Annotated in this window: 19 protein-coding genes and 1 tRNA gene; 8 read left to right on the forward strand and 12 right to left on the reverse strand. The window is 66.4% G+C overall.

The window, feature by feature from the left end; genetic code table 11:
- Genes AC5Y47_RS08485 through AC5Y47_RS08495 form a run of 3 tightly spaced genes read right to left on the reverse strand, consistent with a single transcriptional unit; the run spans position 1 to position 3,359 of the window.
- Positions 1-1,089: an acyl-CoA dehydrogenase family protein gene (locus AC5Y47_RS08485; RefSeq protein ID WP_499943478.1), complete on the reverse strand. Its 1,089-nt coding sequence runs from the start codon at positions 1,087-1,089 to the stop codon at positions 1-3.
- The gene (locus AC5Y47_RS08490) at positions 1,076-1,981 is read right to left on the reverse strand and encodes an acyl-CoA dehydrogenase family protein (protein WP_499943479.1); all 906 of its coding nucleotides are present in this window, start codon (positions 1,979-1,981) and stop codon (positions 1,076-1,078) included. The genes AC5Y47_RS08485 and AC5Y47_RS08490 overlap by 14 nt, the downstream gene beginning before the upstream one ends.
- Entirely contained in the window at positions 1,959-3,359 is a 1,401-nt protein-coding gene (locus AC5Y47_RS08495; protein WP_499943480.1) for a class I adenylate-forming enzyme family protein, read from the reverse strand. The genes AC5Y47_RS08490 and AC5Y47_RS08495 overlap by 23 nt, the downstream gene beginning before the upstream one ends.
- A gap of 85 nt (positions 3,360-3,444) precedes the next feature.
- On the opposite strand from AC5Y47_RS08495, the gene AC5Y47_RS08500 reads away from it, so the two are divergent.
- Positions 3,445-3,726 carry a 2Fe-2S iron-sulfur cluster-binding protein gene (locus AC5Y47_RS08500; protein WP_499943673.1) on the forward strand — a complete coding sequence of 94 codons (282 nt, stop codon included), beginning with the start codon at positions 3,445-3,447 and terminating at the stop codon, positions 3,724-3,726.
- Positions 3,727-3,745: 19 nt separating this feature from the next.
- On the forward strand, positions 3,746-4,060 hold the full coding sequence (locus tag AC5Y47_RS08505) for a hypothetical protein (protein WP_499943481.1): 315 nt from the start codon (positions 3,746-3,748) through the stop codon (positions 4,058-4,060).
- Positions 4,061-4,075: 15 nt separating this feature from the next.
- On the opposite strand, the gene AC5Y47_RS08510 is transcribed toward AC5Y47_RS08505, so the two are convergent.
- The 4 genes from AC5Y47_RS08510 to AC5Y47_RS08525 are packed head-to-tail and all read right to left on the reverse strand — an operon-like array spanning position 4,076 to position 8,048.
- Entirely contained in the window at positions 4,076-5,056 is a 981-nt protein-coding gene (locus tag AC5Y47_RS08510; RefSeq protein WP_499943674.1) for a CaiB/BaiF CoA transferase family protein, read from the reverse strand.
- Between the two features lie 47 nt (positions 5,057-5,103).
- A complete protein-coding gene (locus tag AC5Y47_RS08515) occupies positions 5,104-6,060 on the reverse strand; it encodes an LLM class F420-dependent oxidoreductase (RefSeq protein WP_499943482.1) in 957 nt (318 codons plus the stop codon).
- A complete protein-coding gene (locus AC5Y47_RS08520; RefSeq protein WP_499943483.1) occupies positions 6,045-6,470 on the reverse strand; it encodes a cobalamin-dependent protein in 426 nt (141 codons plus the stop codon). The genes AC5Y47_RS08515 and AC5Y47_RS08520 overlap by 16 nt, the downstream gene beginning before the upstream one ends.
- Entirely contained in the window at positions 6,471-8,048 is a 1,578-nt protein-coding gene (locus AC5Y47_RS08525; protein WP_499943484.1) for a methylmalonyl-CoA mutase family protein, read from the reverse strand.
- 521 nt (positions 8,049-8,569) lie between these two features.
- Between AC5Y47_RS08525 and AC5Y47_RS08530 the strand changes: the two genes are divergently transcribed.
- Positions 8,570-9,241 (forward strand): cutinase family protein, encoded by a 672-nt coding sequence (locus AC5Y47_RS08530; RefSeq protein WP_499943675.1) that lies wholly within the window; start codon positions 8,570-8,572, stop codon positions 9,239-9,241.
- 4 nt (positions 9,242-9,245) lie between these two features.
- Here AC5Y47_RS08530 and AC5Y47_RS08535 read toward each other — a convergent pair whose 3' ends face one another.
- The 3 genes from AC5Y47_RS08535 to AC5Y47_RS08545 all read right to left on the reverse strand — a co-directional run bounded on the left by AC5Y47_RS08535 (position 9,246) and on the right by AC5Y47_RS08545 (position 11,570).
- Complete coding sequence (locus AC5Y47_RS08535; RefSeq protein WP_499943487.1) at positions 9,246-10,055, reverse strand: class I SAM-dependent methyltransferase; 810 nt, start codon at positions 10,053-10,055, stop codon at positions 9,246-9,248.
- A gap of 83 nt (positions 10,056-10,138) precedes the next feature.
- Positions 10,139-10,852 (reverse strand): M15 family metallopeptidase, encoded by a 714-nt coding sequence (locus AC5Y47_RS08540; RefSeq protein WP_499943676.1) that lies wholly within the window; start codon positions 10,850-10,852, stop codon positions 10,139-10,141.
- Positions 10,853-10,925: 73 nt separating this feature from the next.
- The gene (locus tag AC5Y47_RS08545) at positions 10,926-11,570 is read right to left on the reverse strand and encodes a sensor domain-containing protein (RefSeq protein WP_499943489.1); all 645 of its coding nucleotides are present in this window, start codon (positions 11,568-11,570) and stop codon (positions 10,926-10,928) included.
- Between the two features lie 93 nt (positions 11,571-11,663).
- On the opposite strand from AC5Y47_RS08545, the gene AC5Y47_RS08550 reads away from it, so the two are divergent.
- The gene (locus AC5Y47_RS08550) at positions 11,664-12,230 is read left to right on the forward strand and encodes a TetR/AcrR family transcriptional regulator (protein WP_499943490.1); all 567 of its coding nucleotides are present in this window, start codon (positions 11,664-11,666) and stop codon (positions 12,228-12,230) included.
- 108 nt (positions 12,231-12,338) lie between these two features.
- Positions 12,339-12,989 carry a biliverdin-producing heme oxygenase gene (locus AC5Y47_RS08555; protein ID WP_499943491.1) on the forward strand — a complete coding sequence of 217 codons (651 nt, stop codon included), beginning with the start codon at positions 12,339-12,341 and terminating at the stop codon, positions 12,987-12,989.
- Positions 12,990-13,117: 128 nt separating this feature from the next.
- On the opposite strand, the gene AC5Y47_RS08560 is transcribed toward AC5Y47_RS08555, so the two are convergent.
- Positions 13,118-13,402, reverse strand: a complete 285-nt coding sequence (locus tag AC5Y47_RS08560) for a GlsB/YeaQ/YmgE family stress response membrane protein (protein WP_499943492.1) — start codon at positions 13,400-13,402, stop codon at positions 13,118-13,120.
- 492 nt (positions 13,403-13,894) lie between these two features.
- Between AC5Y47_RS08560 and AC5Y47_RS08565 the strand changes: the two genes are divergently transcribed.
- The 3 genes from AC5Y47_RS08565 to AC5Y47_RS08575 all read left to right on the forward strand — a co-directional run bounded on the left by AC5Y47_RS08565 (position 13,895) and on the right by AC5Y47_RS08575 (position 17,424).
- Complete coding sequence (locus AC5Y47_RS08565) at positions 13,895-15,430, forward strand: MutS-related protein (protein ID WP_499943494.1); 1,536 nt, start codon at positions 13,895-13,897, stop codon at positions 15,428-15,430.
- Entirely contained in the window at positions 15,427-16,956 is a 1,530-nt protein-coding gene (locus AC5Y47_RS08570) for a MutS-related protein (RefSeq protein WP_499943495.1), read from the forward strand. Before AC5Y47_RS08565 ends, AC5Y47_RS08570 begins: the two co-directional genes overlap by 4 nt.
- Before the next feature lie 69 nt (positions 16,957-17,025).
- A complete protein-coding gene (locus tag AC5Y47_RS08575) occupies positions 17,026-17,424 on the forward strand; it encodes a hypothetical protein (RefSeq protein ID WP_499943496.1) in 399 nt (132 codons plus the stop codon).
- 50 nt (positions 17,425-17,474) lie between these two features.
- Here AC5Y47_RS08575 and AC5Y47_RS08580 read toward each other — a convergent pair.
- Positions 17,475-17,539, reverse strand: a tRNA-Phe gene (locus AC5Y47_RS08580).
- Between the last annotated feature and the right edge of the window lie 533 nt (positions 17,540-18,072).

Consider the following 18,072-nt stretch of genomic DNA (forward strand, 5'->3'; position numbering starts at 1 on the left):
TCAGACTCCCAGTCCCAAGATTCTCGAGGCAATGATGTTCTTCTGGATTTGCGAGGTCCCGCCCATCACGCTCTGCGCGCGGCTGTACAGGTACGCGCTGAGCAGGTCCGGGTCCCGGGTGCCGGCGACGGACAACGCCGCATGCCCGACGGACTGTTCCACCCAGGTCATCAGCAGCTTGTCCAGCGACCCTTCGGGACCGTGGGAAACTCCGTCCAGCTGTTCGGAGAGCCGCCTGCGGACATGGTGGGTCAGCATCTGCGCCTGGACGGCCGCCCAGGCCACGTCGTCGTCGACCGGGCCTTCGGTCTGCGCCACCAGTTGCGCGACCAGCTTGTTGTAGCGCGCCGCGTAACCGAGGGTGGACGGTTCACGCTCGTGCCCGACGACGGTCATCGCGACCGCCCAGCCGTCACCCGGTGCGCCGACCATCCGGTCCGCCGGGACGCGGGCGCCGTCGAAGGCGACCTGGCCGAATTCGTTGGTGACGCCATTGATCATCCGCAGCGGACGTTGTTGCACGCCAGGCTGTTTCATCGAGACGATGAACGCCGACAGACCGCGGTGACGTTTGGCGTCGGGGTCGGTGCGGGCCAGCAGCAGACACCAGTCCGCGACGTCGGAGTAGCTGGTCCAGATCTTGTGCCCGTTGATCACGTACTCGTCACCCTCACGGATGGCGGTGGTGGTCAACGACGCCAGATCCGAACCCGCGCCCGGCTCGCTGAAGCCCTGACACCAGCGCTCGGTGCCGTTGATGATGCCGGGCACAAAGCGTTGCCGCAGTTCGTCGCTGCCGTGCCGGCCGATCCCGATCACCAGGTAGCCGACACTGGGTCGGGGCGGGGCGCCGGCGCGCGCCAGTTCTTCGTCGACGATGACGTCGTAGACCGCCGGCAGTTCCCGCCCGCCGTACTCACGCGGCCACGACAGCCCGAAGAACCCTTCTTCGTAGAGTGCGCGGTGCCAGTCCGCCTGGCGAGCCCAGTACTCGTCGCCTGATCCGCCGAACTGTTTGGCGTGCAACGAAAGCCAGGACCGCAGCCGGTCCCGGAACTCGGCTTCCTCCGGTGAGTCACGAAAGTCCACGGCCGACCTCCTTCAGGCTGACCGGCCACAGCTCGGTCGATGTCAGCGCCCGGCGCAGATACACGTGCACCAGGCATTCCCAGGTGTTGCCGATCCCACCGTGCACCTGCACCGCGGTCTCGCAGACCGTCCGGGTGGCGCGGGCGCAGTAGACCTTGGCCACCTGCGCCGCCCGGATCGCTTCGTCGGGTTCGAGTTCGTCGACGGCCCATGCGGCATGGCGCAACACGCTCACCGAGCCTTCGATCAGCGCGAGACTTTCGGCCAGCAGGTGGGCGACGGCTTGGTACGACCCGATCGGTTTGCCGTACTGCTCACGGATTTTCGCGTAGTCGCAGGCGACGGCGTGCGCGCCCCGCGCGTCTCCGACCAGGTCGGCCGCGGTGACCACCAGCGCCAGCGCCCGCCACCGGTCGGCGGCCTCGGCGGGTACTTCGCCCAGCGGCGTCGCCGCTTTCTGCAGGGACGCGTAGGCCCGGGTCAAGTCTGCGCCGTCGTCGCCGCCGCCGACGGGGACCGAGAGAACCATGTTGCCCGACAACAGCAATGCCCGGTCACAACCGCGCGCGTCGATCGCGCGATCGTCGACGGCGACCGTCGTCACCGACGCGTCGACGTCGAGGTGACGCGCCAGGTCGTCGGCCAGCACCGGACCCAGAAAGGGTGCGTCGACCAGTCGCCGTCCGAATTCCTCTGCGACGATGGCCACTTCGACGCCGGATGCCCCGTCCGAGCGCAGCGACCGCCACCCGGTGAGTCCGATCTGCTTGTCCAGCCGGGCAATTCGGCCTTGGTCAGCGAGGTCCTGGACCGCGCCCGGACCGAGGTCGTCGGCCATTTTGGCGGCGGCGTCACGTAATTGCTGCTGTTCAGCCGTCAGACGTACATCCATAGCTCTCCTTGAGCGCTCTGCGTAACACCTTGCCCGAGGGCAGGCGAGGAATGTCGGGGACGAACACCACCCGGCTGAGCCGTTTGTACGACGCGAGTTTCGCGTCCACCCGGGCGGTGAGTTCGGCAGCATCCAGCGGCATATGGGTGGCCACGGCCGCGATCACGGCCTCACCGTTGGCGCCGTCGGGCACCCCGAAGACCGCGCAGTCCCGCACGGCCGGATGCCCGTGCAGCACGGTCTCGATCTCGGCGGGCGCGACCTGGAATCCGCGCACCTTGATCATCTCTTTGAGGCGGTCGGTGATCCGCAACCAACCGTCGTCGTCCACCGAGCCGACATCCCCGGTTCGATACCAACCGTCGTCGAACACCTCTGCGGTCGCCGCGGCGGGCAGATAACCCGCCATGATCGAGTCCGACCGCGCCTGGATCTCCCCTACCTCACCCGGTGCGACCGGCTTTCCCGTCTCCAACGACACCACCCGGATCCGCACGCCGGACACCACGCGTCCGACCGAGTCGAGTCGGGCACCGTCGACGGGATTGCATGCGATGACGGGTAACTCGGTGGTCCCATACGCGGGCACCCAACCCACGCCGGTGCGCCGGGTCACCGTGTCGGCGATGCTGGCGGTGACCGGCGTTGCACCCCACATGATGTAGCGCAACGAAGACAGGTCGTAGGACTCGAGGTCGGGGCGCGAGGCGATGGCCAGCGCGATGGGCGCGACGGCCATTTCGACTGTGATGCGGTCGGTTTCGATGTGCCGCAGCATCTGTTCGACGTCGAACCGGCGGTGCAACCGCAACCAGGCTCCGGTCCGCAGCGCGGTGAGGATGTTCAGCAGGCCCAGGATGTGCGATGGCGGGGTGGCGACCTGGATGCGGTCGCGGTCGGTCAACCCCAGCGCCGCCCGCCAGTGCCGCACGGCGGCGTCCAGCGATGCGTGGGTGTGGCGCACGGCTTTCGGCAGTCCCGTGGTGCCGGAGCTGAACACCAGTACCGCGTCGCCGGCCGGCGCTGCCGGGCTGACGGTGTCGCCGGGACGGAGGGGTTCGTCCAGGTGCAGCATCGGCATCAGGCCGGCCAGCACCGGATGGTCGCCGACGGCGTGGGCCGGCTCGGTCAGGGCGAGGGCATGCTCGACCTCGTCGCGCTTCCAGGCTGGGCTGACCAGTACCGCCGCCGCCCCCAGTCGCCAGATCGCCTGGACGGCGACGACGAACTCGGGTCGGTTGGACGCCATCACCGCCACTCGCCCGCACGCGCGCACACCACGTTTGCGCAGGGCGGCGGCCAGTGCGTCGGTCTGCGCGTCGAGTTCGGGCAGGCTGAGTCGCCGCTCCTCGAACGCGAGCACGGCCGACTCGGTCACTCGTCCTACCTTCTTGAGAAGATCCTATCGTGTAGTGAGAATAGTATTCTCTATAGTGAAGAACGCAAAGTACGGGGAGGTGTGCATGACCGAGGCCGGCATGGTGACGATTCACCTCGAGCGCAAGAAAGCGTCGGTGCCGCTGGTCCCCGGCGAGACGTTGCTGGAAAGCGCGCGCCGGGCCGGTCTGGATCCGCCGTTCAACTGTGAGGCGGGCAACTGCGGGACCTGCATGGCCCGACTCACCGTCGGCACCGCGACCATGCGGGTCAACGACGCCCTCGACGACGACGAGGTCGACGACGGCTACATTCTGACGTGCCAGGCCGTGCCGGACGCGGCACCGATCACCGTGCAATACGAATAGCAACTACGGGGGACGCCCGATGGCAAGAGGGATCATCTACGTCGAGACCTACCCCAGTTCGCCGGATCGCGAGCAGGAGTACAACACCTGGTATGACGAAGTCCACCTGGGCGAACTCGTGGCGCTGCCCGGCATCACCGGAGCGCGCCGGCTGCGGCCGGTCGACGGCAACGGACCTTACGTCGCCCTCTACGAAATCGAGGGAGACGATCTGCAGGCCATCCTCCGAGGCATGAACCGCGCCAAACTGACCATGTCCGGTGCGCTGCAGCTGGATCCGCCGCCGATACCGCGGCTACTCAAGGTGATCACCGACCACCATCCCGAGGGCTGAATCACCGAGTGTGCGTCACTCAGTCAACCGCGGCGCGGGCCGGTACTCGGGCCGGTAGCCCGAAACGTGAATCGGGCTGCCCACCAAGCGCATATCGCCGGCGGAGACGATCACTTCCGGAGTCGCCTCCAACGCCTCGGGCAACGTCCGGACGGCGGCGGCAGGCACTCCGAGCGGACGCAACCGCGCTTCCCAACTGACGGCGGTGTCGGTGGCCAGCATCGCGGTCACAACGGCCAGCACCTCGTCGCGCCGCGACACCCGCTCGGCCATCGTCTCGAAACCCCCGATACCGGCTTCGTTGGCGAACGATTTCCAGAATCCGTCGTGCGTGATGAACAGCGCGAGAAATCCGTCTGCGGTCGGAAAGAGCTGCGCAGGAACGTAATACGAGTGCGCGCCGTACGGACGGCGGCGGGGTTCGGTGCCGTCGTTGAGATAGGCGGCGGCGTGATAGTTCAGCTGAGAGAACATCACGTCGCGCAGCGACACGTCCACCTGCCCGCCGCTGCCGGAGATGATCTTGGCCAGTAACCCGATTGCGGCCGTCATTCCGGTCGAGTTGTCGGCCGAGGAGTAACCGGGCAGCGTCGGCGGGCCTTCGGGGTCACCGGTCAACGCGGCGATGCCGACACCGGCCTGGACGACGTAGTCGAACGCCGGGTCGTCGCCGCCGTTGAGCCCGAAGCCGGTGATCGCGACGCACACGATCTTCTCGTTGTGAGCACGCAGTGCCTCATACGTGAGACCCAGGCGCCGGATCGCCGACGGCTTCAGGTTCACCAACAGCGCATGCGACTGCGCGACGAGCTCACCCAACTGTTGTTGTCCCGCTTCGGAATTCAGGTCCAGACAGATGCTGGACTTGTTGCGGTTCAGGCTGGCGAAGTAACTGTCGCCCACCCCGCGGGAGATCTCGCCGCCGCGCGGCTCGATCTTGGTGACCTCGGCACCCAGGTCGGCCAGCAACATGGTGGCATACGGTCCGGCCAGCATGGTGCCGACCTCGAGGATGCGAATTCCGGCCAGCGGCGCGCCGGCAGTCACCGCAGTTCCTTTGCCAACTCCGCGATCATCTCCCGGGTGCGACGCTTGGAGGCGACGAGTTCGTCGCGGTTGTCCCCGATCGGCAGCAGCCGCACCGACAGGTCCGTCACGCCGGCGTCGGCGAAGCGGCGCATCCGGCCCAGAATCTGTTCCGGGTCGCCCGCGGCGCACAGGTCACCGACATCCCGGGCGTCGCCTCGTTCCAGCAGCCGCTGGTAGTTCGGCGACACCTCGGCCTCACCCAGGATGCGGTTGGCCCGCTCCTTGGCCGCATCGACTTCGCTTGGCGCACAAAGACACACCGGGATACCCGCGATGATCCGCGGTGCCGGGCGCCCGGCATCCGCGGCCGCCTTGGTGATCTTCGGCGCGATGTGGTCACCGATCGCGCGCTCGTCGGCCATCCACAACACGGTGCCGTCGGCGAGTTCACCGGCGATCTGCAGCATCACCGGTCCCAGCGCGGCGACCAGCACCGGCATCGGCGGATCCGCGGCCAGCACCGTCGGATTGTGCACGGTGAACGAATCGTTCTCCACGTCAACGGGTCCCGGCCCCGCGATCGCGGTGTTGAGCACCTGTAGGTAGTCACGGGTGTAGGCGGCCGGCTTCTCGTATGGCAGGCCGAGCATGTCCCGGATGATCCAGTGGTGCGACGGCCCGACGCCCAGCGCCAACCTGCCGCCGGTCACGGCATGAATCGAGAGCGCTTGTCGGGCAAGTGCAATCGGATGCTGCGCCTGCAATGGCACCACGGCGGTACCCAGCTCGATGCGCGAACTGTGCGCAGCCATCAGCGACACCATGGTCAGACAGTCGAAGTCGTCGGGTACCTGCGGCATCCACGCGGTATCCAGGCCCGCGGACTCCGCCCACTCGATGTCGGAGGCCAGCTTTGTCACCTTGCGGGCCATGTCGCCACGCTCGGCGCCGATCATCACTCCGATGCGCACGGTTCCTCCAAAACCGGTTCGGGCGTGCCCGTCAACGCGCGGATGTCACGCACCAGCGTCTCCAGCGACGTCCCGGTGGGGAACACCGCCGCCGCGCCGGCGGACAGCAGCTTGGGCACGTCGGCGTGCGGGATGGTGCCGCCGACTACGACGGCGATGTCGGCTGCGTCGGCGGCGCGCAACGCCTCGATGGTCCGCGCGGTGAGCGTCAGGTGGGCACCGGAGAGGATGCTCAGACCGACGACGGCGACGTCTTCCTGCACCGCGATCGACGCGATGTCTTCGATGCGCTGCCGAATACCGGTGTAGATGACCTCGAAGCCGGCATCCCGCAACGTACGGGCGACGATTTTGGCGCCGCGGTCATGCCCGTCCAGGCCCGGCTTGGCGACCAGGATCCGCGCGGCCATCTAGAACACCACCGGCTGCTGGAATTCGCCCCAGACCGCCTTGAGCGTGGTGACCATCTCCCCGACCGTGCAGTAGGCGTTGGCGCAGTCGATCAGCCGGTGCATCAGGTTGTCCGTTCCCTCGGCACCCCGTGCCAACGCGGCCAGGGTGGATTGCACAGTGGCACTGTCCCTTTCGGCCTTGACCTTGGACAGACGCTTGAGTTGCAGATCGCGGCCCTCGGCGTCGAGTTCGTAGGTGACGACGTCGGGCTCGGGTTCCTCGGAGACGAAGCGGTTGACCCCGACCACCGGCCGGGTGCCCGCTTCGATGTCCTGGTGGATGCGGTAGGCCTCGTCGGCGATCAGCCCCTGCAGGTAGCCGTCCTCGATCGCGCTGACCATGCCGCCGTGCCGTTCCAGGTCGGCCATGATCTCGATGATGCGTTCTTCGGTCGCATCGGTCAGCGCCTCGACGAAGTAGGAGCCGCCCAGCGGGTCGGCGACCTGGGCGACACCGGTCTCGTAGGCGAGGATCTGCTGGGTGCGCAACGCCAGCGTGGTGGAGTCCTCGGAAGGCAACGCGAAAGGCTCGTCCCAGGCCGCGGTGAACATGGACTGGACACCACCGAGAACCGCCGCCATGGCCTCATACGCCACGCGCACCACGTTGTTCTGTGCCTGCGGGCCGTACAACGACGCCCCACCGCACACACAGCCGAACCGGAACATCGATGCCTTGTCCTTGGTGGACCCGTAGCGGTCCCGGACGATGGTGGCCCAACGGCGCCGTCCCGCACGGTATTTCGCGACCTCTTCGAAGAAGTCGCCGTGCGTGTAGAAGAAGAACGAGATCTGCGGCGCGAACTCGTCGATGCTCATCCGGCCGCGTTCCACCACCGTGTCGCAGTAGGTGACCCCGTCGGCCAACGTGAACGCCATCTCCTGCACCGCGGTGGCTCCCGCGTCGCGGAAGTGCGCGCCGGCCACCGAAATGGCGTTGAACCGCGGCACCTCGGCCGCGCAGAACTCGATGGTGTCGGCGATCAGCCGCAGCGATGGTTCCGGCGGCCAGATCCAGGTGCCGCGCGATGCGTATTCCTTGAGGATGTCGTTCTGGATGGTGCCGGTCAGCTTGGCGCGCGGGATGCCCTTTTTCTCGGCGGCCGCAACGTAGAACGCAAGCAGGATCGCCGCGGTGCCATTGATCGTCATGCTGGTGCTCAGTTTGTCCAGCGGGATGCCGTCGAACAGGATCTCGAAGTCGGCCAGTGTGTCCACCGCGACGCCGACCCGGCCGACTTCCTCGCCGAAGTCCGGATCGTCGGAGTCATACCCGCACTGGGTCGGCAGGTCGAGCGCGACCGAGAGTCCGGTACCGCCCTGATCCAGCAGGTAGCGGTAGCGGCGATTGGACTCTTCGGCGGTGCCGAAGCCCGAGTACTGGCGGAAAGTCCACAACTTGCCGCGGTATCCGGACGCGAAGTTACCCCGGGTGAACGGGAACTCCCCCGGCGGCGGAGGTTCGGTGCGTCGGTCCCCCGGGCCATACACCGGCGCGAGCGGTATGCCCGACGGGGTCTGGGCTGCGTTATCCATCGGTGAATAACGTACTTGCAAAAAAAGAGAATGCCAATACCATAGTGCTGACCTGCCCAAACACCGCCGCGCGAGGTTGCGGCGAGCCACTGCAGGCATCCTTTTAGCCCCGTTTGGTTCGCCTCGAATGGACGCTGCGGCGGCCACCCGACGTCGAATCTTGATCCACAATGCGAACAACTCGGCGCGGTACTGGCTCTCCACCGTTCAAATAGCGAAAACACATGTGAAGCTGGGCACATCGAGCCGAGCCTGAATGCCACCGAACCGATCGGCCGTGACCCGCAGCTACGTGCGCAAACGCGCCAAAACTGGCCTTCGAACCTTGCCCGGCTGCGCCGCACGGCGCCGCTGCGCTGATCCAACAGGTGTATAGGCTCAATTCGGCGCCTGGAAAACAAGGGCGCGGAACAATGTGCCCCCGCTATTGGTTCGTCTTCGGCGGAAACCCTTTAGCTCTACGAAAAGAGCCGACCTTGCGCTGCACTTCTGCCCTGTCCTTTCGGCGACTGGCGCCCTGGATGGCCGCCGGCGTCGTGTCCTTCGGCGCCCTGGTCGCATCACCGGGAGGTCCGGCGCGAGCGCTCGCCGATCCGGAATGCCCGGACGTCGACGTCGTATTCGCCCGCGGAACCTTCGAGGCGCCCGGTGTCGGCGCAACCGGGCAAGCCTTTGTCGATGCCCTCAACGCTCGACTCGAGGGTAAGAACGTGGCCGTCGACCCGGTCGATTATCCCGCGTCGCTGGACTTCGCCCGGGCCGTCGACGGCGTAGCGGATGCCAGCACGAAGGTGGAGGCCACCGCGACGAACTGCCCCAACACCAAGATCGTGCTGGGTGGTTACTCGCAGGGCGCGGCGGTCGCCGCGTACACCACCTCCGACTCCGTTCCCGACGGCGTGACCCTCCCGGACGGCTTGTCCGGCCCGATGCCGCCCGCGGTGGCCGCCAAGGTCGCGGCGGTGGTGCTTTTCGCACCGCCGTCGGAGGGGTTCTTGCGTGTGGTCGACCGCAGCGCGCCGCCTATCAACATCGGTCCGCTCTATGCCGCCAAGACCATCAGACTGTGCGCTGAGGGCGATCCGGTGTGCTTTCCGGGCGGACGTAACCGCGCCGCGCACAGCACCTACCGGGACAACGGGATGGCCAACCAGGCCGCCGACTACGCCCGCAACGCCATCGCTTCCCGCTGAGACCTCATGCGCGGCAAAGGATTTCACCGTTAGGGATCGCGAACCACCCGTCCGGTGACGCGGCCCAGGCCCGCCAGGCCACCGCGATCTCTTCCAGTTCGGCCGTGCTGGCCGTCGCCGAGTCCACCAGCTGACGCGTCAGGTCCGATTGCAGGATGCGGTCGGCCCACATGCCGCCCCACCACTGGCGGGATTCGTCAGTTGCGTAGCACCACAGGCTGCCGGTCGGGGTGACGTCGGTGAAGCCGGCCCGCAGCGCCCAGGACAGCAGGTAGCGTCCCGCGTCGGGTTCACCGCCGTTGGTGCGTGCCGCGCCGCGGTAGAGCTCCCGCCACCGCTCGAGTTCCGGGATGAGCGGGTACCAGATGAACCCGGCGTAGTCGGCATCCCGGGCGGCGACGACGCCGCCGGGCGTGCAGACCCGCTTCATCTCCCGCAATGCCTGCACCGGGTCGGCGACGTGTTGCAGCACCTGGTGGGCGTGGACGACGTCGAACGTGTCGTCGGGCAGGTCGAGCGCATGCACATCGGAGGTGACGAAAGCCACGTTGTGCAGTCCGCGCGATTCCACCTCGGCCCGTGCCAGGCTCAACGCTGCTTCGGTCTGCTCGACCGCCGTCACCAGTCCCGGCGCGACCCGTACGGCGAAGTCGGCGGTGATAGTGCCGGGGCCGCAACCGATGTCGAGCAGCGAACGCCCCGGCCCCAGGTGTGGCAGCAGATAACCCGCCGAGTCCGCCGCGGTGCGCCGACGGTGACCGCGCAGCACCGATTCGTGGTGGCCGTGGGTGTAGGTGGCGTGACGCTCGTCCATGGTTGTGGAACCTAATGCCAGACGATGCCGGCAACCAGACCCGCGTGCGGTCACGGCGGTTCGGCGATGGCGCTTGCGGCGACTCAGTTGACCGGCACGTCGAGGATCGGCCGCTGCACCCCGGCGCCGGGGCCGTCGAAGTGCCACCACTCGCCGGAATAGACCTCGAGTCCGCCGTACTTCATCGCGTCCCGCAGCCGGACCCGGTTGGCGTAGGCGGCTGCGTTGACATCCTGCGTCGCGAATGCCGTTGCGCGCGGTGTGAAGTCGTCGAAATCGGTACCCATGTCGGCCACGCAGGCATTCCGTGCCCGCCGCGGGGTCGGGCAGGGCTGCTGCGTGCTGGTGAAGGTCACGTCGACCGAGCGTGCGGCCACGTGGCTGGTTGCATACGGTCCGGGGCGGGCCACCCAGGCCGGGTTGGGCACCACCTGATAGAGCTTCGCCTGCACGTCGTGCGGTCGGTAACAGTCCCAGAAGACCAGCAGTTGTCCCGCCGGGCGCAACGCGGTGGCGGCCGCCGCCAAGCCACGCGCCATGGACTGGTGGACCAGGCAGCGGGCGTCGGACGGATAGAGCTGGGTATGCGTGAAATTGTCTGTGGTGGCATAGCGCAGGTCGACGATGGCGTCGTAGACGACGCTGCGTACATCGACAAGCCCGGCGGCTGCGGCCTGCGGGCTCACCGGGGGCACTTCGGGTCCGACGGGAGCCGTCGTGCCGGCCGGGCGCACCGCCAGCCTGGTGTCCGGGCGAGCGTGATGCGATGGCGCACCACACCCCGCGACCAGGCACATGAGTGCCGAAAACAGCTGGACTCTCCGGATACGACCCATGGTCTTATTGTCTCGTCGCCGGTGCCCGGATTGGTCAACCGACGCGATCGGTAGCTATCTGCAGGATGGCCCGGGCGATTTGTTCGGCGGGCTCGAGCCCCAGCACCCCGACGGACATCAGCACTGAGGACTTTTCGCGATAAACGTGGCTCCACGCGTTGGCGTTGATCCGCACGGTGGCGGAATCCGGGTGGTCGAGAGTGAACTGGTAGTGCGGATCGTGTAAATCCGCACAGGCCTGCAGCGACATCTCCAGCTGGTGCAGAACCCCACGCGCCATGCCGGGGTCCGGATAGATCGCGACGGCCTGGCTGACCGTTTGGATCATGGCGGGCCCGCCGGGTTTGAGGTCGTCGGTGATCCCGTGGTAGCCGGCGCTACGGAACTCCGACCAGCCGCTGCCGAATGTGACGTCACTGATCCCCGCGGCCCGGCAGGGTCCCGGAGCGCTGAGGTCGCTGGGTGGCGGTTGGCGCAAGTCCGCATGCGAATGCGCGGTGAGTTCTTCGTAGTTGGCGATGCGGCGGACGTCTTCGATGCTGACGATCAGCGAGTCGGCACGCGACACCGCGACCGTCGGCTGGGCGGAAGGGTTCTGCTGCGAGCATGCCGTGACCGCAGCAACCAGGCAGCCGACAAACAGCGACAAACCGCCGCGGGCAACTGGTGTCCTGGGCAAATCAACCCTTCGCGTCGAGGCTCCGGCCCACATCCTACGGGCGCGTCCGGCCGGTGTCGGCCGGCGCGGCGCGCGCCGGAGTTAGAGTCGCATGTGCCCAAGATCAGCGCCTCGTCGGTGGAGGAGCACCGCGAACAGGTCCAACGACGAGTCTTCGAGGCGTTCGCCACCCTGATGGCCGAACAGAGCTTCGACGCGATCACGATGGCCAAGCTCGCCGCGGCCGCCGACATCGGCCGTACGGCGATCTATCACCACTTCGCGGACAAGGAAGCGGTGGTCGTCGCTTTCGCCTCGCACGAGACGAGTCGCTACATCGATGGGCTGCGCGGAGAGTTGGCCGACCTCGACGACCCGGTCGAGCGACTGAGGATCTACATCCGCCATCAGTTGGGCGCCGGCGAGCAATTCCACATGGGTCTCGGCTCGCAGCTCTACGGTGCGCTGTCGCACGACACCATGCGCGCCATCCGCGACCACGTGGTGGCGATCGAGGATGTGTTGCGCGAGATCCTGACCGACGGCGTAGCCACCGGCCAATTCGTGATCGAAGACGAGGCCGCCACGATGTCGTTGCTGCACGCCTGCCTGGCCCCCCGCGAGTTGCCGACGGCCGCGATCGAGCGCTTCGTCCTGCGGGCGCTGGGTGCCAACCCCTGACGCAGGACATCGGATCGGCCCTGTGCTATGTTTCCTGACAGATTGTCAGGATCGTTTTGACATTCTGTCAGACGCTTTGAGCAGTAGCAGATCATCGGGAGCCGAACAGTGACAGTGAGCACCGCCGAGGCCGTCCGCCCCTTTTCCGTGGCGATGAAGGAAGGGTCGATAGCCGAGCACGAAGCCGCCGAGCATTCGCCGTACGTCTCCGAACTGCTCTCCGGCCGCGTCAATCGGCAGGGCTACGCCGACTACCTGCTGCGGTTGCGCATGATCTACGAAGCGTTGGAAGAAGCCGTCCGGTCCCGCCGCGATGACCCGCTGGTTGCCGCCGTCTACGACCCGGCGCTCGAGCGCCTCGCCGCGATCGACGCCGACTTGGAGTACTGGTCACCGGGCGCCGTCCCCGCCGTCGACTCGCCCGCCGCCCGCGCTTACCGCGACCGGCTGGCGAACGCCTCCTGGGGCGGTGCGCTGGTGGCCCATCACTACACCCGCTACCTCGGCGACCTGTCCGGCGGGCAGGCGATCGGCAAGATCCTGGACCGGACCTTCGGTTTGGACGGCGCCGGATTGTCGTTCTACGAGTTCCCGGTGCGGGCCAAGCCGTACAAGGACGCCTATCGCGCCCGCCTGGACGGACTCGGCCTCGACGCCGGGCAGATCGGTCGCGCGGTAGACGAGGTGAAGGTCGCCTTCAATCTCAACCAGTCCCTGTTCAACGAATTGGCGACCAATCTGCCGGCCTATCGGCGCTGAAAAGGATGCGAGCGTAACGCTGCGGCGAAACTTACCCCTCAACTTTTCGCCGCAGCGTTACGCTCGTTATCCGCCTCTTCGCTGCCGCATAACCTTTGCGGCAGTGGGCTTTTCAGCCCTGCGCCGGACTAGCGGAACAGCCGGGTCCGGGTACGGCGGCCCGTCATCGCCTCGTAGACGGCAATGAACACGACGGCCAACCCGACGCCGATGAAGAACGGGATCCAGGCGATCCCGCCGTTGGCGTTGGCGTAGCCGAAGTGGCCGGCCACGGCCGAACCGAGCAACCCGCCCGCAGCACCCAGCAGAACCGTCATCAGCAGACCGACATTCTGCCTGCCCGGCATGACCATACGCGCCACGAAACCAATGATGGCACCGACGATGAGGGCCATGACAATCGTTCCGATCATTTCGACTCCTGTGCTTGAACGGCGCTCCCGACGAGCACCTCCTGGACTGCGGGTTCCCCGAAGTCGACGGCTTATAACACAGATGTGCACCCAATTGCCTTCGCGGCAAGCGTTGCGCCAGAAGGGTTTGAATGCCGGCACGCGGGGTAATCGCGAATCGTTCAACATACGTTTATCAGGAGTCAGCGCATGATCACCCCCGTCTGCCCCGCGTGCGGTTATCCGACGTTGAAACCCGCTCTGTGCGCCTTCTGCTGCCCGGGAGAAGTGTTCTCCGGGGATCGCGTTTTCGGGGCGTCATCGATGATGTCGACGATGTCTCGCGCACAGGGGTGGACGGCTGCCGGCGACTCGAATCTGGTTGGGCCGGTAGCAAGCTAGTCGGGGGTCGCCGCGCTACGGTTGCCTCATCAACAGATCGATGCTCGGCCGAATTGATGCGACGGCTGGTTCTGGGTCGGCGGGTCCATGACAGAGGCAGGTGAGCGACCGATGGCTCGCTATGCCAGCATCCTGTACCCGGCGGAGGCCGCGTCGAACGGAGCGGAAGCGGCACCCGATTGCCTCTCCGATCTGCACCTCGACGAGATCATCAACACGGTGACCGCGGCCGGAGATGCCGGCGAAGGCGTCGACCGCTTCTTCCGTCTCCCGCTGCACGATCTGGCTGCCGTCGAGCACCGCCATCAGGTATTCCGGGATCTCGAGCGAGACGAGATCCGCCAACCGATCTCGACTTTCGTCGCCGGTATGCAAACCATGCGCGACCGCGATCAACAAGCCAAAGAGCTTCGTCACCCGCTGCAGCGGCAAGGCTGGCTTCTGTCTGCCGTCCAAACCTATTGCGACGCTGTGCTATTGCTGCAACAACAACTTGTCCGGGCCGGCCCGTCGTCGTGCGGACTGCGCGACTTCGTGCGCTACCTCACCGGATATGTCGACAGCCCGGCGTTCCGCACGTTGGTAGGAGACAGCGAGGCCGCCCGGGCGAGCCTGCACGACGTCCGATACACCGTGCACATTCAGGACCGGCGGGTGCATGTCGAGAAGTACTCGGCCCAAACCGATTACACCGTAGGGGCCGTCGCGGTGTTCGAACGCTTCACCGCCGAGGAGACCACCGATTACCACGTTCCGCAACAGGACACAGCCGACATGAACCATGTCGAACGACAGATCCTGGAGTGCGTCGCAAAGCTCTACCCGAACGCCTTCGCCCAGCTCGACGCATTCTGTCGCCGCAACGAGCACTTCACCGAACCGACGATCATCCGGTTCGACCACGAAATCCGTTTCTATTCATACTATCTGACGTTTGTCCGGCGCATGACCGGCGCGGGACTGGTCTTCAGTTACCCCGACGTCACCGCCGAACCCGGGAACTTGTCAGCCGAGGGCGCCGTCGACCTCGCGCTGGCGATCAAGTCCGACAAACCGCCACAGATGCTGGTGGGAAATGATTTTCGCCTCGAGGGAGCGGAACGGATCCTGGTGATCACCGGTCCGAATCAAGGCGGCAAGACCACGTTCGCCCGAACCATCGGGCAATGTGTCTATCTCGCCTCGCTGGGTTGTCCCGTTCCGGCCGCACGCGCCAGGTTGACACTGCCCGACACGATCTACACTCACTTCGAACGGCAGGAGCACCTCTCGACCCTGCATGGCAAGCTCGAGGACGAACTCGTTCGGATCCATGACATCATGTCCCGGGCCAGCGCCAGCAGTCTCATCATCTTGAACGAGAGTTTCTCGTCGACCGCCCTGCGCGACGCCCTCCTCATCGCAACCAGAGTGGTCAACAGGATCATCGAAATTGGTTGCACTGCGGTCTATGTCAGCTTCCTTGACGAATTGGCCAGTCTGGATCCCGCGTGCGTCAGCATGGTCGGGGAGGTGGCGCCGCACGATCCAACCCAACGGACCTTCAGGTTCACCCGGCGACCCGCGGACGGCTTGGCGTATGCGGCCGCGCTGGCGAACAAGTACGGGCTCACCCACGAGGTGCTGCGGCAACGGATCGACCGGTGAAAGTCCGCCTGCTGCATCCCGATTCGGATCTCGATCTGAAGCCTCGGTTGCCGTGGCGGCTGAGCGTCCTCACCGAAGAAGACCTGGAACTCGGCCGGCTCTACGATGCCATGGCCGGCAGCGACCCTTATCTACTCGAAACCGCGCAGAAAGTGGTTCCGCTGACGGTGACCGAGCCGGAGGTGATCGTCTACCGCCAACGGGTGTTGGCCGACGTCCTTGCCAATCGCGCTGTGGTGCAACAAATGTATGACATCGCGTCCGAGGTCGACGGGATCCAACTGCGGCACAAGGTGTTCCTCGGGGGTCTGACCTCCGGGAATTCGGCATTGATCCTGCGCCGTTCCGTCCGGATCCTGGAACTCCTCATGACCACCCTGCGGCAATTGCGCAACGTGTCGGACCGATCGGCCGGACGGTTCCAGTCCACCGGCTTTCGGCAGTTGTTCGGGATGTTCGCCGAGCAGCTGTCCGACGACTATCTGGTCGGGGCCGCGGAGTATCTCAGCGAGCTCAATCTGCCGCGCGGTGTCCTGCTCAGCGCCCAGCTCGGACTCGGCAACAGGGGCGACCGGCACGTGCTTCATCAACCGCCCCGGCGCAACCGGTGGGGCAAGCCGTTCGGCGCGCCCGGCGACGGCTACGGATTCGTCGTCGACAAGGACGACATGGCCGGGGAGCAGGCTCTGGACAAACTCGCGGGTCAGGCAGTCGACGACGTCGCCAGTGCGGTCACTCAGGCGGCCGAGCATTTCCAGGTCTTCTTCGGGCGGCTGCGCATGGAGGTGGCGTTCTACCTCGGATGCCTGAACCTGCACGACGTCCTCGCCAAACGCCAAGTGCCGCTGTGCTTTCCGATGCCGACGCCGAACGGGACGGCGACGTTTCACAGTCGCGGCCTGCGCGACGTCGCGCTTTGCCTCGCGACCACCAAGACCGTCACCGGGAACGACGTGGACGCCGACGGCAAGACACTGATCGTCATCACCGGCGCCAACGAAGGCGGTAAGTCGACATTCCTGCGCAGCGTGGGCGTCGCGCAGCTGATGATGCAAGCGGGGATGTTCGTCGCCGCAGACGAATTCAGCGCTGACGTTCGCGACGGGGTCTTCACCCACTTCAAGCGGGAAGAAGATGCCACCTTGCGGCGCGGGAAGCTGGAGGAAGAACTTGCCCGGATGAGCGCGATGGTCGAACACATCGGGTCGGCGTCGTTGCTGTTGTGCAACGAGTCCTTTGCCTCGACCAACGAGCTCGAGGGTTCGCAGATCGCGCGGGGCATTGTGCACGCGATGGTCGAGAGCGGAGTCCGGGTCTTTTTCGTGACTCACCTATACGACCTCGCGCACAGTCTGTTCGCGCGGCGCCATCCCGGCGATCTGTTCCTGCGCGCGGAGCGACGTCCGGATGGCGTGCGGACGTTCCGGTTGTCTCCGGGAAAGCCGGAACCCACCAGCTACGGCGAGGATTCTTTTCGGCGGATCTTCGGCCTCCCGCCGCCAGAAGCCGCGACCAGCGGGCACTGAAGACACGTTTTGCCGGCCGCGGTCTTGGGATACTCGTGAATCAATCGATCCGGCGCGGAGGTGATCCGAATGAGTGCCCGCAGCGGTGGCGATCTGCCCAATCCCCAAGAGCGTGCCGCTCGGGCCGGCCGGCGGATCGAGGAACTTCAGCAGAGGCGCCTCGACCTGGCTGCTGGAAAGCCGGCGTCGCCGGATTCGGTCGACCGGGCCCGGCGGCACGCGGCGGCCGCGATGGAACGCGCCGAAGACGCGCACCGGGCCGCAGCTGAAGGACATGAGGCCGCCGCGCGTGCACACGAGCGGGCCGCCAACACTCTGCAGCGGGCGGTCTGGCAGGGACGGGACGATGCTCGCTCACTGCAGGATGAAGCCGACGAACACTGGCAGGCCGCCGAGAACAACCGCCTGGAAAGCCACGCAGCGCGGTCGAAGGCCGAAGATCCGGGCCGATCGTCGTCTGCCGGGTAGTTCGCTGATCCGCCTCCGGACAACCTTTTGGCGTGGGCGTGATGGTGAGGTGGCCAGGGGCGGGATCGAACCGCCGACCTTCCGCTTTTCAGGCGGACAGGATGGCCACTGACCTGCGGTTTATCTGAGTCTATGCGTCGTATGCGCCGCGTTGAGCAGGGCTGACGCTTTCAGCCTGTCCGGCGAACGGACATAAACCGGACACGGTGCTTGCACTCCTGACCACGAGCTTCGAACGCTGCCGCTTGCGATGTGGGCAGCCGCGGAGCTCCGGGGAGCAGGCACCCCGATGCCTAGCATCGCATCATCAACTGCCGACTCGGCACCGTCGACAGGCGGCTCGACGTTTGTGCCTGACGGCCCGTCATTTGGGCCCGGTTCTTCGGGTGCCTCGGTTGACGGGAGGTCGCGAGCACCCGAGGCCGCCAGGCCGCAGGGCGCGAGAGCGACAGCGGTCGGCTGTACGTCGACCGAGGCACCCGGCCTAGCCGCGGCCGCGGCCGGCGGGCTTGTTATATGTGCCGAAACTGTCCGCGAGTCGGTCGACGACGGTATCGCGACGGGCGAGCTGCGGGCGATCGACGCATTGGGGCTGCGGTTCCCGGGTCCGGAGATGGTCACTGCGGCTGCGGCATTATTCGAGCCGGC

It is taken from the genome of Mycobacterium sp. NGS22 (assembly GCF_059813095.1).

Bases quoted from the DNA above. Each gene is read 5' to 3' on its own strand.
- AC5Y47_RS08490 (WP_499943479.1), bottom strand. From the start codon at position 1,981: ATGGATGTACGTCTGACGGCTGAACAGCAGCAATTACGTGACGCCGCC.
- AC5Y47_RS08500 (WP_499943673.1), top strand. From the start codon at position 3,445: ATGACCGAGGCCGGCATGGTGACGATTCACCTCGAGCGCAAGAAAGCG.
- AC5Y47_RS08505 (WP_499943481.1), top strand. From the start codon at position 3,746: ATGGCAAGAGGGATCATCTACGTCGAGACCTACCCCAGTTCGCCGGAT.
- AC5Y47_RS08510 (WP_499943674.1), bottom strand. From the start codon at position 5,056: ATGCTGGCCGGACCGTATGCCACCATGTTGCTGGCCGACCTGGGTGCC.
- AC5Y47_RS08520 (WP_499943483.1), bottom strand. From the start codon at position 6,470: ATGGCCGCGCGGATCCTGGTCGCCAAGCCGGGCCTGGACGGGCATGAC.
- AC5Y47_RS08525 (WP_499943484.1), bottom strand. From the start codon at position 8,048: ATGGATAACGCAGCCCAGACCCCGTCGGGCATACCGCTCGCGCCGGTG.
- AC5Y47_RS08530 (WP_499943675.1), top strand. From the start codon at position 8,570: ATGGCCGCCGGCGTCGTGTCCTTCGGCGCCCTGGTCGCATCACCGGGA.
- AC5Y47_RS08535 (WP_499943487.1), bottom strand. From the start codon at position 10,055: ATGGACGAGCGTCACGCCACCTACACCCACGGCCACCACGAATCGGTG.
- AC5Y47_RS08540 (WP_499943676.1), bottom strand. From the start codon at position 10,852: ATGTGCCTGGTCGCGGGGTGTGGTGCGCCATCGCATCACGCTCGCCCG.
- AC5Y47_RS08560 (WP_499943492.1), bottom strand. From the start codon at position 13,402: ATGATCGGAACGATTGTCATGGCCCTCATCGTCGGTGCCATCATTGGT.
- AC5Y47_RS08565 (WP_499943494.1), top strand. From the start codon at position 13,895: ATGGCTCGCTATGCCAGCATCCTGTACCCGGCGGAGGCCGCGTCGAAC.
- AC5Y47_RS08575 (WP_499943496.1), top strand. From the start codon at position 17,026: ATGAGTGCCCGCAGCGGTGGCGATCTGCCCAATCCCCAAGAGCGTGCC.